The 16626-nt window shown below is 67.0% G+C and carries 14 protein-coding genes; 8 read left to right on the forward strand and 6 right to left on the reverse strand.

Translation table 11 applies throughout. The annotated features are described in order from the left end of the window. Positions 1-124: 124 nt before the first annotated feature. The gene (locus LPB04_RS12890; protein ID WP_193684971.1) at positions 125-1798 is read left to right on the forward strand and encodes a response regulator; all 1674 of its coding nucleotides are present in this window, start codon (positions 125-127) and stop codon (positions 1796-1798) included. Positions 1799-1818: 20 nt separating this feature from the next. Here LPB04_RS12890 and LPB04_RS12895 read toward each other — a convergent pair whose 3' ends face one another. Both LPB04_RS12895 and LPB04_RS12900 read right to left on the reverse strand, forming a co-directional pair. After that, a complete protein-coding gene (locus LPB04_RS12895; RefSeq protein ID WP_193684972.1) occupies positions 1819-2274 on the reverse strand; it encodes a response regulator in 456 nt (151 codons plus the stop codon). Between the two features lie 19 nt (positions 2275-2293). Next, entirely contained in the window at positions 2294-4561 is a 2268-nt protein-coding gene (locus LPB04_RS12900; protein ID WP_193684973.1) for an ATP-binding protein, read from the reverse strand. A 246-nt stretch (positions 4562-4807) separates the two neighbouring features. Between LPB04_RS12900 and LPB04_RS12905 the strand changes: the two genes are divergently transcribed. Then, positions 4808-6712, forward strand: coding sequence for a hybrid sensor histidine kinase/response regulator (locus LPB04_RS12905; protein ID WP_193684974.1), 1905 nt, complete (start codon positions 4808-4810; stop codon positions 6710-6712). Positions 6713-6725: 13 nt separating this feature from the next. After that, on the forward strand, positions 6726-7682 hold the full coding sequence (locus tag LPB04_RS12910; protein ID WP_193684975.1) for a pyridoxal-phosphate dependent enzyme: 957 nt from the start codon (positions 6726-6728) through the stop codon (positions 7680-7682). Here LPB04_RS12910 and LPB04_RS12915 read toward each other — a convergent pair. Both LPB04_RS12915 and LPB04_RS12920 read right to left on the reverse strand, forming a co-directional pair. Beyond that, positions 7646-8827 (reverse strand): esterase/lipase family protein, encoded by a 1182-nt coding sequence (locus LPB04_RS12915; RefSeq protein WP_227496395.1) that lies wholly within the window; start codon positions 8825-8827, stop codon positions 7646-7648. The two genes, LPB04_RS12910 and LPB04_RS12915, sit on opposite strands and share 37 nt — an antisense overlap. A gap of 132 nt (positions 8828-8959) precedes the next feature. After that, a complete protein-coding gene (locus tag LPB04_RS12920; protein WP_193684976.1) occupies positions 8960-10228 on the reverse strand; it encodes a dienelactone hydrolase family protein in 1269 nt (422 codons plus the stop codon). 51 nt (positions 10229-10279) lie between these two features. Here LPB04_RS12920 and LPB04_RS12925 point away from each other — a divergent pair, with 51 nt between their 5' ends. The 5 genes from LPB04_RS12925 to LPB04_RS12945 all read left to right on the forward strand — a co-directional run bounded on the left by LPB04_RS12925 (position 10280) and on the right by LPB04_RS12945 (position 15267). Then, a complete protein-coding gene (locus LPB04_RS12925; protein WP_193684977.1) occupies positions 10280-10519 on the forward strand; it encodes a hypothetical protein in 240 nt (79 codons plus the stop codon). After that, positions 10519-12732: a hybrid sensor histidine kinase/response regulator gene (locus LPB04_RS12930; protein ID WP_193684978.1), complete on the forward strand. Its 2214-nt coding sequence runs from the start codon at positions 10519-10521 to the stop codon at positions 12730-12732. Before LPB04_RS12925 ends, LPB04_RS12930 begins: the two co-directional genes overlap by 1 nt. Before the next feature lie 81 nt (positions 12733-12813). Next, positions 12814-13380, forward strand: a complete 567-nt coding sequence (locus tag LPB04_RS12935; RefSeq protein WP_193684979.1) for an NADPH-dependent FMN reductase — start codon at positions 12814-12816, stop codon at positions 13378-13380. A 29-nt stretch (positions 13381-13409) separates the two neighbouring features. Continuing rightward, positions 13410-14033: a tRNA-uridine aminocarboxypropyltransferase gene (locus LPB04_RS12940; RefSeq protein WP_193684980.1), complete on the forward strand. Its 624-nt coding sequence runs from the start codon at positions 13410-13412 to the stop codon at positions 14031-14033. A 106-nt stretch (positions 14034-14139) separates the two neighbouring features. After that, a complete protein-coding gene (locus LPB04_RS12945; protein ID WP_193684981.1) occupies positions 14140-15267 on the forward strand; it encodes a PA0069 family radical SAM protein in 1128 nt (375 codons plus the stop codon). Positions 15268-15372: 105 nt separating this feature from the next. On the opposite strand, the gene LPB04_RS12950 is transcribed toward LPB04_RS12945, so the two are convergent. Together LPB04_RS12950 and LPB04_RS12955 are read right to left on the reverse strand one after the other, a co-directional pair. Then, positions 15373-15822 (reverse strand): hypothetical protein, encoded by a 450-nt coding sequence (locus tag LPB04_RS12950; protein ID WP_193684982.1) that lies wholly within the window; start codon positions 15820-15822, stop codon positions 15373-15375. A 156-nt stretch (positions 15823-15978) separates the two neighbouring features. Continuing rightward, complete coding sequence (locus LPB04_RS12955; RefSeq protein ID WP_193684983.1) at positions 15979-16548, reverse strand: gamma-glutamylcyclotransferase; 570 nt, start codon at positions 16546-16548, stop codon at positions 15979-15981. Positions 16549-16626 lie beyond the last annotated feature (78 nt).

Genomic DNA, 16626 nt, shown 5'->3' on the forward strand with positions numbered 1-16626 from the left:
AATCCCGGGGCGTCAAGCACGATAGTGAAATTGATGAACTCGCTTTTCACATTGGTGTAGAATCAACGCTTCACAAAATGCAACTTGGCCTCTGCGATGTCGGCAAAACGAGGTCTTGATACCGATGATCGAAGACGATTCGAATTCCTGTTCGATCCTGCTGATCGATGACGAGCCTTTTGCACAGCAAATCATCGAGCATGGGCTGAAAACCTGCGTCAAGCACGTACTGCGTTACGAGTCCAGCCCGGCGCGGGCCGCCGACCTGGCGCGCGAGCTGAACGTCACCGTCGTGCTGGTCGACCTGCGCATGCCCGACCTCGACGGCTTCGAAGTCACCCGCCGCCTGCGCGCCAATCCCGATACCGAACACATCCCCGTCATCATGCTGTCGTCCGAAGACGATCCGGAAGTCAAGGCGCAAGCCTTTGCCGCCGGCGCCAACGACTACATGGTGAAATGGCCCGATCCGCGCGAACTGGTGGCGCGCGTCCAGTACCACAGCGACGCCTGCGTCGCCCGGCGCGAACGCGATGCGGCCTTTGCCTCGCTGCGCGTGAGCCAGCAGCAATTGGCCGCCAGCGAATCGGCCCTGCACCAGGCGCAGAAGATGGAAGCCATCGGCCAGCTGACCGGCGGCGTGGCCCACGATTTCAATAACGTGCTGCAAATCATCGGCGGCAACCTGCAACTGCTGAAACTCGTCGGCGGCCTGAACGAAGCAGGACGCGCGCGTGTCGAGATGGCGCTGGCCGGCGTCGAGCGCGGCGCCAAGCTGTCCTCGCACCTGCTCGCCTTTGCACGGCGCCAGCCGCTGCAGGCGGTCGTCCTGAATCCCGGCCACCTGCTGCGCGACATGGACGACATGATGCGCCGCGTGCTCGGGCCGAATGCGCGCATCGTCACCGACATCGATCCTTCGCTGTGGAGCACGGTCGCCGATCCGAACCAGCTGAACAACGTATTACTGAACCTCGCCATCAACGCGCGCGACGCGATGGGCGGCAACGGCACCTTGCTGATCAGGGCCAGCAACGCGGGCGGCGACGCACCTGGCCCTGGTGCGATGCTGCCGCCCGGCGTTTCGCCCGGCGAATATGTCGTCATCGAAGTGGCCGATACCGGCAAGGGCATGCCGCCCGACGTCCTGCAGCGTGCCTTCGAACCCTTCTTCACCACCAAGCCGGTCGGGCAGGGCACGGGCCTGGGCCTGTCGATGGCCTATGGTTTCGTGAAGCAGTCGGGCGGAGAAATCGTGCTCAGCAGCGAAGTCGGACGCGGCACCAGCGTGCGCATCTTCCTGCCGCGCAGCGAAACCGAAGCGGCACAGCCGGAAGCCCATGTGGACGTGCCGCTGTTCGGCGGCCTGGAGACGATCCTGGTGGTGGAAGACGAGGAAGACGTGCGCAGCTCGACCTGCGCGATCCTGTCCGCGCTCGGCTACCAGGTGCTCGAAGCCTGCGACGCCGCCGGCGCGATTGCGCTGGTCGAGAGCGGGCGCCAGATCGACCTGGTGTTCACCGACGTCATCATGCCGGGGCCGGTGAGCAGCCTGCAACTCGGCGAAGCAGTGCGCGAGCATCTGCCGAATGCGCAGATTTTATATACCTCGGGTTATGCGGAAGGGGTATTGGCGCACGAGGGCAAGGTCAGCGCCTCGGTGCATTTGCTGCAGAAACCGTATCATCCGGATGCGCTCAGTGCGCGCATCCGTCATTTGCTGCGGCCCGGACGCAATGCCGGCGCGGCGGCCAACGCGCAATGCGCGGCCAACAGTGCGGGCGCCACGGCGGCCTGAGCCGCAGGCAACCCCGGCGATCAGTTGGGCGGAATATAGCGGAACGAACCCGGCGGCGGTTCGTTCAGCACTGCCCAGAAAATCCCCAGGTCGGCGATCGCGCGCACGAATTCCTTGAAATCGACCGGCTTCACCACATACGCATTCACGCCCAGCTCGTAGCTGCGGATCAGGTCCTGTTCTTCCTTCGACGAGGTCAGCATCACGACCGGCATGCTTTTCAGGCTGGCCGTCTTGCGGATCGTCGCCAGCACTTCCAGGCCGTCCACTTTCGGCAGCTTCAGGTCGAGCAGGGTGACGGCCGGGTTGCCTTCCGAGCGTTCCGCGAATTCGCCGCGGCGCAGCAGGTAGTCGAGCGCCTCGGCGCCGTCGCGTACGACGACGACTTCGTTGGCGAGCTGGCTGCGCGCCAGTGCCACCAGGGTCAGTTCGAGGTCGTTCGGGTTGTCTTCGACCAGCAGGATGGGTTTTAACATGGTTGGCTAGGTAGTGCGATTAGAGTGCGAGTTTGCGCGGAATACTGAATGAGAAGGTGGCGCCCTGGCCCTGCACGGAGTCGGCCCAGGCACGTCCGCCATGGCGCTCGACGATGCGGCGCACGTTGGCCAGGCCGATGCCGGTGCCCTGGAAGTCTTCCATGCGGTGCAGGCGCTGGAACACGCCGAACAGCTTGTGCACGTAATCCATGTTGAAGCCGGCGCCGTTGTCGGCGATGTGGAACACCGTTTCCTGCGCGTCCTGTTCGGACCAGATCCGGATCTGCGCCGGGTCGCGCTGGCCGCTGAATTTGATGGCGTTCGACAGCAGGTTCTGGACCGCCAGGTGCACGAAGGTCGGGTCGGCCGTGATGCGCGGCAGCGGCGCGATATCCCATTCGACATTGCGCTGGCCGATTTCGATGGCCAGCTTGTCGATGCAGGAGGCGACCAGCTTCGACATGTCGACTTCGACCGGACGCAAGGCCGCGCGGCCCATCTGCGAGAAGCTCAGCAGGTCGTCGACCAGCTTGCCGGCCAGGCGCGCCGATTCCTTGATGTTGGTGAGGAAGCGCTGGCGCATGGTCGTGTCTTCGCTGCCGGCGGACTCCAGCAGCAGGTCGGAGAAGCCGACGATGTGGCGCAGCGGCGCGCGCAGGTCGTGCGAGACCGAATACGAGAACGCTTCAAGTTCCTTGTTGGCGCGGCCGAGTTCCTCGGCCAGTTCGGCCATCTGCTCGGCGCGTTCGAGTGCGATGCCGAGCAGGGCGCTGCGGAACTCGCCCGTCAGTTCGATCTCGGCGACGTGCCAGGGCAGGCTGACGCCGTGGATGACCTCGCGCCATGTGGCAAAGCTGGTGCGCGGGGTCAGCGGCGCCGGAATGGACGCCATATCGGAAGCGCTGCCGGACGCCGTACCGGACGCCTCCTTCTCATGCGGGTTGCCCGCCCATTCGATCGTGTGCACGACCTCCGGACGGAACCACAGCAGGTAATGCTTGTGCAGGCGCGAGATCGGCATGGCCAGCAGGCCGCTGGCATTGCGCCGCAACGCAGCCGCGCCGGGATAGTCCTGCGAGAGCGCGTCGGTGTGATAGATCTCGCTGCCATGACCCTGCAATTCGAGCCAGGCCACCAGGTCTTCGATGGCCGCGGCGTCGGGCGTATCGCCATAGGTCAGCACCCGGTCGCCGGCCACGATGGCCACGCCGCCGGCGCGCGCGAAACGCAGCAGTTCGGGGAAGATGCCGCTCATGTTGTCGATGACGTCGGCGCCCTTGGTGAGATTGCCCAGCATCGCGACCATCATGCGCCGCACTTCCAGGCGGAACTGCAGTTCGCTGGCGTCCTCGCGCGATTCGATACACAGGGCGAGCACCTGGCCCAGCTGTTCGCAGGCCGTGCGCTTCTCGAAAGGCAGCGGGCAGGGCGTCTCGTTATGGCAGGAAATCAGGCCCCAGAGCTTGCCCTTGACCATCAGCGAGACCGACATCGAGGCCAGGGTGCCCATGTTGCGCATGTATTGCAGGTGCACCGGCGAGACGCTGCGCAGGGCGGCGAAAGACAGGTCGTTGCGCTGCCCGGTCACCGGGTTTTGCGGCGGCACCAGCGGCGCCGGGACGTAGTTCGCGTCCTGGATCAGGCGGATGCGCGAGAGCGCGTACAGGTCGCGCGCCTGGGACGGGATGTCCGAGGCCGGAAAGCGCTGGCCCATGTACGAGTGGTAGCCGTCTTCCTTCGACTCGGCCATCACGTGGCCGTGGCCGTCGCGGTCGAACTGGTAGACCATGACGCGCCCGAAACCGCTGACCATGCGCACGTGGTGGGCGGCCAGTTCGGCGAGCGACTCGACCGACTGCTTCTCGTTAACCTTCAGCAGGAAGTCGCCCAGCAGCGGATACAGGTGGCGGTAGTCCAGCGGTTCGGCGCGCAGGGCGGCTTCGAACTCGAGCAGGACCAGGCCGTCCCATACGTGGCCGAGCACGTCGAAGTGGCGCTCGTTGATGGCGGCAGTGCACAGGTAGAGCGGACGGTTGCCGAGCTTGTCGCCCGGCAGGTCCTGGCTCAGGCCTTCGGCGGCGGCGCCGATCACCTCGGCCAGCGGCCGCCCGCAAGCGGCCTGCGCCTCGACGCCGATCCAGTGCGCCAGGTTGGCGCTGGCCTGCAAGACCTTGCCCTCCTGCGAGAGCGTCAGCAGGAAGCCGTGTGGCTGGATGCTGCCGGGAGTACGGATCGGTTCCCGGTCACAGCCGGACAGGTCGAGCGGTGCGGAAGAGGGTGGAGTCATGAGGCGCGAGCGGGGCACGGCTGGGTTGCAAAAGCAGTATTCTAGCGTGAAAGGCAAGGGCTGGTACGGGGCAATTGTGGGCGTTTTCGTGCACCCGCAACGCTGAGACGAAAGGCGAGTTTTTTTGGGTGGATCGGGGCTTGACCTTTTTTCAGGAGAGTGGATCTTCTGGCAAGGTTTGCGTGGGCAGTGCGGACGGTTTGGGTTTATGATGACGCGTTATCCGCCACCGCAGCCCCTGCCCCAATGAACAATCGACCCGCCGCCAGGAAGCCGTTGACCGAAGAGCAGCGCTTCCAGTACCTGATTTCCGGCATCAGCGACTACGCGATCTACATGCTCGATACGGAAGGCCACGTCAGCAGCTGGAATGCGGGCGCGCAGCGCTTCAAGGGCTACCTGGCGCCCGAAATCCTGGGCGAGCACTTCTCGCGCTTCTACACCCCCGAGGACCGGGCAACGAACCTGCCGGAGCGCGCGCTGGCCGCGGCCTTGGCCGAGGGCAAGTACGAAGCCGAGGGCTGGCGCATGCGCCAGGACGGCACGCGCTTCTGGGCCAGCGTCGTGATCGACCCGATCTATGACGAGCATGGCACGCTGCTGGGCTACGCCAAGATCACGCGCGACATTACCGACAAGCGCCAGGCCGAACAGGCCCTGCGCGCCAGCGAAGAGCGCTTCCGCCTGCTGGTGCAGGGCGTGACCGATTATGCGATCTACATGCTCTCGCCCGAGGGCGAGGTGAGCAACTGGAACGTCGGCGCCGAACGCATCAAGGGCTACCAGGCCGACGAAATCGTGGGCCAGCATTTTTCGCGTTTCTATGCCGAGGAAGACCGCCTCGACGGCAAGCCGCAACGGGCGCTCGCCATTGCCTCGCGCGAAGGCCGCTACGAGGCCGAGGGCTGGCGCGTGCGCAAGGACGGCACCCGCTTCTGGGCGCACGTGGTGATCGACGCCATCCGCGACGACATGGGCGAACTGATCGGCTTTGCCAAGATCACGCGCGACCTCACCGAAAAGAAGAAGGCCGACGCCGCGCTGGCCGAGGCGAATGCGGCCCTGTTCCAGGCACAGAAGATGGAGTCGATCGGCCAGCTGACCGGCGGCATCGCGCACGATTTCAACAACCTGCTGTCGGTGCTGGCCAGCGGCCTCGAGGTACTGAGCCTGGGGCGCGGCGTCAGTGCCGACGCCAAGACCTTCGACAGCATGCGCCGCGCCGTCGAGCGCGGGGCCACGCTCACCCAGCAGCTGCTTGCCTTTGCGCGCCAGCAGCCCTTGCAGCCTGAAACGCGCAGCGTGAACCGCCTCATTTCCGGTTTCGAATCGGTGCTGCGGCGCGCGGTGAACGCCTCGATCGCGTTCACGGTCAAGCTCGAGCCGCAGGTGCGCACCACCGTCATCGACAGCGCGCGCTTCGAGTCGGCCATCCTGAACCTGGTCGTCAACGCGCGCGACGCCATGCCCGACGGCGGAGACCTGCAGATCGAGACGGCCAACGTCGACCTCGCCGAGCGCGAAGTAGGTGGACTGGCGCCGGGTCCCTATGTTCGGGTGACGGTGACCGATACCGGTACCGGCATGTCGCCCGAGACCGCAGCACGCGCCTTCGAACCCTTCTATACGACCAAGGAAGTGGGTAAAGGCACGGGCCTGGGCCTGTCGCAGGTCTACGGCTTCATCAAGCAGTCCGGCGGCGAAGTCGTGATCGGCAGCTCGCCCGGCGAAGGCACGGCGATCAGCATCTTCCTGCCTGCCGCGCCCGGGCAGGACGGCGGCACGCACCAGGATACGACCGAGCTGGTGCTGATCGTCGAGGACGAACCCGACCTGATGGACGTCGCTTCGGCGCTCTACATCAGCATGGGCTATGAAGTCGTCACCGCCTCGAATGCTTCGGAAGCCTTGAGCCTGCTGGCCAGCCGTAAGGTCGACATCCTGTTCACCGATGTCATCATGCCCGGCATGAACGGCATCGAGCTGGCGACCTACGCAAGCGAGCACTATCCTGAGGTGAAGATCATCCTCGCCTCCGGCTATCCGCTGCCGGCCCTGATCCTCGAGAACGCGAACCTGGATGACTTCGCCTTCGTCGGCAAGCCGTATCGTTTGTCGGACCTGGCGCGCGCCCTGCGCACGGCCGCCTGAGGCTGCGCTCGCCATGGCGTTGCACATCGCCACGCCGCTGCTGCCCTCGAACGCCTTCGACCCCGGGCCGGGGCAACAGGTCTGGCTGAAGATGGAGGCGCTGCAGCCGAGCGGCTCCTTCAAACTGCGCGGCATCGGCCACGCCTGTGAAGTGTATGCCGCACGCGGGGCAGGCCGCATCGTCGCCTCGTCCGGCGGGAATGCCGGCCTGGCGGCGGCCCATGCGGCGCGCCGGCTCGGCCTGCCGGCCCTGGTCGTGGTGCCGCAAACGACCAGCGGACGCGCCCGCGCCCTGCTGGCGCGGGAAGGCGCGCAGGTCTGCGTGCACGGCATCTCCTTTCAAGAGGCGAACGCGTACGCGCAGTCGCTGCTCGGCCCGCAGGACGCCTTCATTCACCCCTTCGACGATCCGCTGCTGTGGGAAGGCCACGCCGGCATGATCGACGAAGTGGCGGACGCCGGCCTGCGCCCGGATGCGGTCGTGCTCTCGGTCGGCGGGGGCGGGCTGCTCAGCGGCGTGGTGGCCGGCCTGCGGCGCCAGGGATGGAATGACCTGCCCGTGTTCGCGGTGGAGACCGCAGGTGCCGATTCCTATGCGCAGTCGCTGGCGGCGGGCGAACGCATCGAACTGCCGGCAATCAACAGCATCGCCACTTCGCTCGGCGCCCGTAAAGTGTCGGAGCATGCCTTCGCGCTGGCGCGCACGCACCCGATCACGCCGGTCGTGGTGACGGACGGGGAGGCGGTCGCGGCCTGCCTGCGCTTCATGGACGAGCACCGCGTCGTCGTCGAGCCGGCCTGCGGCGCCGCGCTGGCGCTGGCCTGGCGTCCCGGCGGCCCGCTGGCCGCGTTCGACAAGGTCCTCGTCATCGTCTGCGGCGGCGCGACCGCCACCGTGGCGCAGCTCCAGGCGTGGGGGGCGCAGCTGAACGTTCAGAGCGCAAACAGGATGTCGGAAACGCGCTCGTAGATCGGTTCCGCCGATGGTCCCTCGTGCGGCCAGTCCAGGACGTCGAAGTGGTCGTAGCCGCGGTAAGTCCCGAGGTAATTCCAGATGCCGGGCACCGGGGTGCCGTCGAAGTCGCGCACCGGGTGCCCGGCGGGGGCGCGCATGCTGCTGGTATTGACCACGCCGTCGTTGGCGAACCAGCTGCTGTCGATGCGCACCCGGCCCGGCCCATCCTGGGTATAGCCGCCCATCCCGTGCTGCAGCATCGAGGGCACGATCCATTCCCCGGCATAGGTTTTGTAATAGGCGAACATGTCGCTGCGCGGGTACTGGTAGCGGCGGTTCTGGAGCGGCGCGATGCGGCGGTCGGTGGCGTTGCAGCAGGGCGCGCCGGCTTCGGTCGCCTGGGTGCCGACCGAAAAATAATGCACCCGGGGCGAGGTGCGCGCCCAGGCATTGAAGCTGCGCGCGCCGTCCGGGGCCAGTTCCCAGTTGGCGAGATCGGCGAGCAGCCAGTCGCGCAGCGGCGAGCGCAGATCGGGCAGGATGTCGAGCACGGCGTCGCGCAGGGTGGTGCCGTTGTGCGGCGCCGAGATGGTGGTGACGCTGCGGATCCACCCGGGCTTGCCGCCCCGGTACAGTTCGCCGTCGCCGCCCTGCGGGTCGCCGTGCTCCAGCAGTTCGACCAGGGCGCGGATGGTGGTGCCGCCCTGGCTATGGCCGATCATGTGCAGCGGGTGCTGCGCGTCCCAGGGCGGATACAGCGCCGGCGGGTAACCCATCGGATTGTGCTGCGGGTCGGCCGCCCAGCAGGCGGGCGCTTTCCCGAGGCGGCCGGCCGCCGCGTGGCGCGCGCCGTAATCGGCGCAGCCCCCTTTGATCTGCGCATACAGTTCGGCCGCCCGTTCGCGGTTGCTGGCGATCGCGCCGACGACGGCGGTGAAGACCGTGTGCGGGCCCTTGTAGGTGCGCAGGTGGGCGGCGAGGTCGCCGTAGCCGCCCCAGTACAGGAAGCCGCTGCGCGGAAACCGGTCGGGACCGAAGCCGAGGAAACCGTGCACCAGCACGACCGGATCGTTGTTGGCGGCGCGGGCGCTGCCGTCCAGCAGGGCCAGCTGGGCCAGCACCATGAACAGCGTGGCGAACAGGATCCGGGACAGGCGCATGGAGCACTCCGAAGGGGCGATGGCCTCATTGTCGGAGTGGGCAGGGCTGCAGCGTTTGCGCCAGGTCGAGCCCGCGCAAGAAAGACGCCGGCGGCGCAACGGATGAGTGCGCCGCCAGCTTGACTAAAAGGCTTATTGTGCCGTCGGGGCCGCCTTGGCCGTCGGCACGGCGCTGCCACCCACCGCGCCCGGCGCGTTCGGATCGGCCGGCGCCGCGATCGAGGCCGTCATGCTGGCCTTCTCGGCGGCGTCGACGCGGTTGCCGTTCCAGACCACATAGTCGTCGATCGAATACAGTTTGCAGGGCTGGCTGCTCTTGGCCGAGCAGGTGGCCAGCGCGCGCGCGTCCGGCGCCTCGCCTTCCTCGGCCCAGGTCCAGGCGCCGGATGGCGACACGGCAAAGGCGCGCGGCGTCATCTTGGTCAGGTAGTCGGCATAGGCGCGGCGCCCGTTTTCCGAGAGAAAGGGCACGGCCTCGATATCGTCGATTTTCGCGAAATCGGTGCGCGGCGGGGTCGGCGGCGCGGGTACGTCGTACAGCACCTCGGTCGGCATGCCGACGCCCTTCAGGAAGCGCATCGTGTCGTCCAGCCAGATCTTTTCGCCGTCGCGGCTGGCGAGCATGCCGTGGGCGTCGCGCTTGAACGAAGGGAATTCGACCAGGCGCGCCTTGCCGCCGGCCTGGGCATATGCTTCGTGCAGGCGGTTTGCAAGGTCGGGCCCGAACAGCGAATCGTTTTCGCCATACATCCACAGGCTCGGCACCTTGCTGTTGGCGCCGTATTCGGCAAAGGCCGACACCAGCGCCGAGCGCCAGGCGCAGCGGTCGCTGTCGTCGCGCAGGCCGCCGGCAAAATTGATCAGGCCGCGCACGCCGGGCAGTTCCTGGGTGCCGAGCGCCATCGTCGCCAGGCCGCCATACGACTGGCCGGCCACGACGATGTGGGCGCCGTCGACCCAGGACTGGGCCCGTGCGAACTCGAGGGTCGAGCGGATGTCCTCGGCCTGCAGGTAGCCGTTGGTCTTCATGTCGCAGCCGCGGTCGCGGTAGCGCCCGGTCGAATTGGCGAAACCCTGGCGCATCGGCACCATCACCGCATAGCCGCGCTTCACGAACGCCGCGGCCATGTGATAAAAGCGGTCGCGCGGCTGGGCGCTCGGACGGCCCGGGTCCTTGCCGTGGTTGATGACCAGCAGCGGGAACGGTCCGGGACCGTTCGGGCGGAATACGGTCGTCTCCAGCATCGCGCGGTTTTCATCGCCGGCCGGCACCTGTACGATCTGCTCGTTCATCCGGTAGTCGAGCTTCAGTTCCTGCTCGATCGCGATCCCTGGCAACATGGCCATGGCGGCGAGCAGGGCGGCGGTGATCTTGCGAACGGTAGGGCGAACTCTAAACATGGGAGACTCTGGAATGCCTGCCGGTGTGACAGAATTGCTGATCGGAATGAATTGATTCTAGGCACCTCGACAGTCGAGGGCAATATCCGTTTCGGCAATTCCAGAGCTAAATTTTTGTGTGTGGTTAAGATGTTTATTTATGTCCATATTGAACAGGCTGAACGGGACCTCAAACGCCTGCAGGAGCATGATTTAAAAGGAAATATTGCAGATTTTTCAGCTGTCGCTCCGGCCGCTGCCGGAGCGCAAACGTGCGCCCCAGAACGCGCCCGTCGTCATAGGGAGATGTGATGCGATTCCGGAACCGGCTCCTGCTCCTCGTGGTCGCCATCCTGGTGCCGGCCTTCATCGGCGCGGCGCTGGCGGTGGCATATGTCTACGTGGAACAGCAAAAAGACCAGGAGCGCGGCGTGGCGGAAACCGGCCATGCGTTCGCGTTGCTCATTGACAACGAAATGCGGCACCAGGAGGGTATCCTGCGCACCCTGGCCGCGTCGCCCGCGCTGGCCGCCGGCGACATGGCCGAGTTCTATGCGCATGCGCAGCGGGCCGCCGAGGGCGTCGGCGCGGTGGCGATCCTGCTGGACCTGGACGGCAAGACCGTCCTCAACACCCGGCGCCCGTTCGGCAGCGTAGTGCCCGGGCGCAACCCATCGAACCTGCCGGCGCTGGTGGAGCGCTTCGGCGCGGCCGGCACCCTGGTCTCCGATGTTTTTTATGCGCCGCCGGTGCGCCGCCACGACTTCATGATGCAGGTGCCGGTCCGCATCGACGGCCAGGTGCGCTACTACCTGCTGCTGGGCCTGCACGTCGGCATCGTCCAGCAATTGCTGGTGCGCCAGCATTTCCCGGGCACCTGGATCGCCTCCGTGGCCGACCGCAACGGCCGCATCGTGGCGCGCTCGCGCGACCCCGGCCGGTATGTCGGCACGCTGCTGCGTGAAGACACGCGCAGGCGCATCGCCGCTGGCGACGGCGCCCTGATGTTCGACGGCGAGACGCTCGAAGGCATCCCGGTGCGCGCCCTGGCCAGCACGGTGCCGAACACGGGCTGGAAGGTGTTGATCAGCATTCCCACGGCCGAGATCCGCCAGGTACCGATCAGGGCCGCCGCTTTCCTGGCCGCGATCATGGCCGTGCTGCTGGTGCTGGCCCTGGCGGCCGGCCGCTGGTTCGCGAACCGGGCAACGGCGCCGATCGAATACCTGGGGCGCTGCGCCGACCGCCTCGGCAACGGCGAGGAGGTGACTTACCACCCGCACGGACTGGAAGAGATCGACAACGTGGCGCGCCGCATGACGGAAGCCAGTAAACAGATCCGGCGCTCGCAGCGCGAGCTCGAACAGCGGGTGAACGAGGCGATCCGCGCCACCGAACAGGCGCAGGGCGCCTTGCTCAAAAGCCAGCGCCTGGAATCGCTCGGACGCCTGACGGCCGGCATCGCCCACGAATTCAACAACCTGCTGCAAACCCTGACCACCGCTTTGCAGCTGGGCGCGATGCTGGCCAGGGATCCGAAGCTGCAAGGCCTGATCGACACCTGCAAGCGCACCGTCGGGCGCGCCACCAAGCTCACCGGCCAGCTCGGCTCCTTCGGCCGGGTGCAGGAAGGGCGGCTGCTGACGGTCGATCCGAAGCTGCAGCTGGAAAGCGCGCTGCAGCTGATCCGGGGCGGCGTGGGCGAGGCGGTCGCGGTCGACACCGATTTCGCGCCCGACCTGTGGCCGGTGACGGTCGAACCGCTGCAGTTCGACCTGGCGCTGCTGAACCTGGCAATCAATGCGCGCGACGCGATGGACGGCGGGGGCGTGCTGCGCATCATCGCGCGCAATGTCGCCCTGGACACGCCGCCGCAGGGCCTGGCGCCCGGCGACTACCTGCACCTGAGCGTGGTCGACGGCGGCGCCGGCATGTCGCCCGAGGTGCTGGCGCACGCGCTCGACCCCTTCTACACGACCAAGGCGCCGGGGCAGGGCACCGGGCTCGGCCTGCCGCAAGCCTATGCCTTCGCGGCCCAGGCCGGTGGGCTCCTCACGCTCGACAGCGCCCTGGGGCGCGGCACGCGGGTGCACATCTACCTGCCGCGTGCGGATGCGGCGCCGGCCCCGGCCCCGGCTGTCCCGGAGGCGCCGGCGGTATTGCGGCAGGAGAGCGGCAGCGTGCTCTTCGTCGAAGACGACCCGCTGGTGCGCGAAGCCGTCGCCGGCGGCCTGCGCCAGGCCGGCTTTACGGTGCGCATGGCCGAGAGCGGCGACGCCGCCCTGGCGCTGCTCGACGCCGGACTGCAGGTCGATGTCGTGTTTTCCGATGTCGTCATGCCGGGCAGCCTGAGCGGCATCGACCTGGCGCGCGCCCTGCGCCGGCGCTGGCCCGAGCTGCCGGTGGTGCTGGCGACCGGCTATACCGAGCGCCAGGTGGCGCTGCCTGACGTGCCGATCCTGGCCAAGCCCTACGACATCGCCCAGGCCGTGCGCCTGCTGGGCGGCCTCGTCGCGCAGGAATAGTTGTATGGGGCAAAGCGGCGCCGGCCGCTGCGCGACCTGACTAGAATGAGCACGGGTTGTTCTTCACTTGAGGAGACGGACATGGTCAAGGTGGCGGTGATAGTCGGCAGTACCCGTCCGGGGCGCAAGGCGCTCGACGTGGCGCGCTGGGTAATGGACGCGGCGTCGCAGCGCAGCGATGCGAGCTTCGAGCTGGTCGATATCCAGGATTTCAAGCTGCCGCTGCTGGACGAGCCGGTGCCGCCCTCGATGGGCCAGTATTCGAAGCCGCACACGATCGCCTGGGCCGAAAAGATCGCGCAGTTCGACGGCTTCGTCTTCGTTACGCCCGAGTATAACCACGGCACCTCGGGCGCGCTGAAGAACGCCATCGACTTCCTCTATAAAGAGTGGAACAACAAGGCGGCCGGTTTCGTCGGCTACGGCAGCGCCGGCGGCGTGCGCGCCGTCGAAAGCCTGCGCCTGGTGATGGGCGAACTGATGGTGGCCGACGTGCGCGGGCAGGTGATGCTGTCGCTGTTCACTGACTTCGAGAATTTCGCCACCTTCAAGCCGGCCGCGCACCATGGTCAGTCCTTGACCGCCATGCTCGACCAGGTGGTGGCCTGGAGCGGGGCGCTGGCGCCGCTGCGCAAATCTGCCGGCTGATACAATCGGCGCCTTTTGCGCGCTGACCGATGACGCCCGATTCTCCTCCCCGCCGCGCCGGCTGCGCGGCCTGCCTGCGCGCGCAATCGGCCTGCATCTGCGCCTGGGTGCGGCCGGTGTCGCCCGCGGCCGGGCTCTTGATCCTGCAGCATCCGCTCGAAGTGGCGAACGCCAAGAACAGCGCGCGCCTGCTGCACCTGTGCGTTGCCGGCAGCCGGCTTGCGGTCGGCGAAGCCTTCGATCCGCTGGAGCTGGATGCGCTGTTGCATGCGGATGGCCGCCGGCCCGTGCTGCTGTATCCGGAGACGCCGGACGCGCCCGCGGCCCCGGCCACCAGCCTGCCCCCGCCCGGGGAACTGCGCCTGGTGGTGCTCGACGCCACCTGGCGCAAGAGCCGCAAGATGCTGCACCTGACCCCGGCCCTGCAGCGCCTGCCGCGCCTGGCCCTGAGCGAGATGCCGGCCTCGAACTACCGCATCCGCAAGGCGCACGCCCCGGACCAGCTCTCGACCCTCGAGGCCACCGCCTACGCGCTGGGCCAGGTCGGCGGCGACATGGCGCTCGTTGCGCCCTTATTGGAGGCGTTTGACGGTTTTGTGCAACAACAGGCCGCTTTCGTGCCCCTGGACGCGGCGCGCACACGGCACGCTTGAGTTCAGGCGCTGACGGGCGTACCATACTGTATAAACATACAGTATGAGGTGCACAGTGGAACTGCGCGAACGAACAATTGACCGGGAATACAGTGCCGAGCAGCCAATGTTGCCGCCGCGTCCGCTCGCGGTGTCGAAAGGGCGGGGCGCTGTATCCAACATGCAAGGCCGGTACGAGGTCAACGGCCGCGAGGGTTTCGACGACGGCTGGGACGCCGGGATCGAGCCCGGCGATGCGCCGCGCTTCAAGACTCAGGTGACGGACGAAGTCGCAAAGAGCATCCTCTCGCGCAACGCCTCGCCCGACATCCCGTTCAAGGTCTCGCTCAATCCCTATCGCGGATGCGAGCACGGCTGCATCTATTGTTTCGCCCGTCCCACGCACAGCTATCTCGGCCTCTCACCCGGGCTCGATTTCGAGACCAGGTTGTTCGCCAAGGTCAACGCTGCCGAGCTGCTACGGCGCGAGCTGGCGCATCCGGGGTACAAGCCCGAGCACATCGCCATCGGCGTGAATACCGACGCCTATCAACCCTGCGAGCGCGAGATGCGCCTGACGCGCCAGGTGCTCGAGGTGCTGAGCGAATGCCAGCATCCGGTCGGCATGATCACCAAGTCCTCGCTGATCGAGCGCGACATCGACCTGCTGGCCCCGATGGCGGCCAAGGGCCAGGCCTGTGCCGCGATCACGATCACCACGCTCGACTCGGAAATCTCGCGCACCCTGGAGCCGCGCGCCGCCGCCCCGGCGCGGCGCCTGCGCACGATCCGCACCCTGACCGAGGCCGGCATCCCGGTCAGCGTCAGCGTGGCGCCGATCATCCCTTTCGTCACCGAACCGGAAATCGAGCGCATCCTGGAAGCGGCGCGCGATGCCGGCGCCGTCAGCGCCCATTACGTCGTGCTGCGATTACCCTTCGAGGTCAATCCGCTGTTCCAGCAATGGCTCGAAGCCCATTTCCCGGAACGTGCCCAGCGCGTGATGAACCGCGTGCGCGAGATGCGCGGCGGGAAGGATTACGACAGCGACTGGGGCAAGCGCATGCAGGGCGAGGGCGTCTGGGCCGACCTGATCCGCCAGCGTTTTACGAAGACCGTCGAGCGGCTGGGCCTGGGGAAGCTGGGCAGCCGTTTCGAGCGGCTCGATACATCGCAATTCCGGCGGCCGCTGGTGGTGCCGGCGGCGACCGGCAAGGCGGGCGCGAAGGGGGCGGCGCAGCTGGATTTGTTTTGACGAGGGGGCGGCGGGCCATCGGACCCGCCGTGGCGCCCGCGTGTATCTGCGATGTGGGCGCCGCAAAGCGTCGAACCATGCGCAATAGCGGGTGCCGCTGCGGCTTCAGGGAGTGCCGGAATCGATCGCCTCGATGGAGCGCTCGATCGCCTTGTCGAACGATTCGCGCAGTGCGGGACTATCGATCTGGCTCGACGCCCAGGCAAGCCGGGAGGCAAAGCCGATGTGGAAGTCGGCATGCGATTCCTGACTCCACGGCTCCGGGTGCGGTCCCAGACCGCGATGTGGCCCCCACCATGGCGGCAGCCTGGGTGGCCTTGGACGGGTAGGGCACCAATCGTCGAGGTCCATGAATGCGATCGCGGGGTCGAGACCGAAGCGATCGGCCTGCCACGCGGTATGCGCAAACTCGGCGGCAATGGCAGCGCCCAGTTCGTGCGCTGGAAGGAGCTGCGCATTGAGTGCGGCGAGACTCAATGGGCCGCGGGGGATCAGGTCGAAGATCGCGGGAAGCCGCGCTCCGAGAATGGCGAGGATGCGACGGTCGATGGACATGGCCTCTCCTGGTGAACGTAATCGGACCGTCCTCTGGCGCGAGGACAGCTGTTCGAACGACCGATGTTCGACCCTGAAGGTTCAGGAAAGTGCCGGAAGAGTTGACGCCGCGAGGCTGCGGCGCCCTGGGCCGGGGTCACGACGCCGGCTGGAAACTCACGATCGGGCCGCGTCGATCAGGTGGCGCTCGATCTCGAACACGTGCGCGTCATGCTTGCCCAGCGCCCGCAGCGCCCGGGCCAGTTCCAGAAGGTATTCGCTGTTCGGGCCGCTCGGCCCGGCCGCACCGGCAATCTGCTGCGCAATCTCGTGCTCGGTCGCGGGGCCGAGAAACGCCGCGTTCTCGTGCGTCGCGATATACACCAGTCCCTCTTCGCTGCCGCCGTCATCGAACGCGATATCGATCGCCAGCCGCAGGTAACCGTTCTTCTCGCGGTGGTCGAGGTGGGCGAATTCCTCCGGCGTGACCAGGTAGGCCATGCCATGGCAGACGGCGCCTTCTTCCGGCACCAGCGTCACCACGCGGCCGGGCGCGGCCTCGGTGCCGCGGTGGTCGTGCGAACCCTGCCAGAAACGGCGGGTCCAGCCGCGGATGCTCGCCGGGCGGCGTTCGATGAAGGGGAAGTCGGCCTTGAAGATCAGCGAACCGTAGCCGAACAGCCAGACTTCATGGTGGCCGTCGAATTTGTCCATGCGCTGGTTGATCGCGATGGTGTTCAGGGACATCTGTGGCACTCCTGCTGAAACGATCTGCAATCCGTCGATTCTAGCCCAGCGCGGCGGCCGGCGCAGAGCCCCGGTTCA

The sequence above is a fragment of the Massilia litorea genome (assembly GCF_015101885.1).
Taxonomy (GTDB): Bacteria; Pseudomonadota; Gammaproteobacteria; order Burkholderiales; family Burkholderiaceae_D; genus Telluria; species Telluria litorea.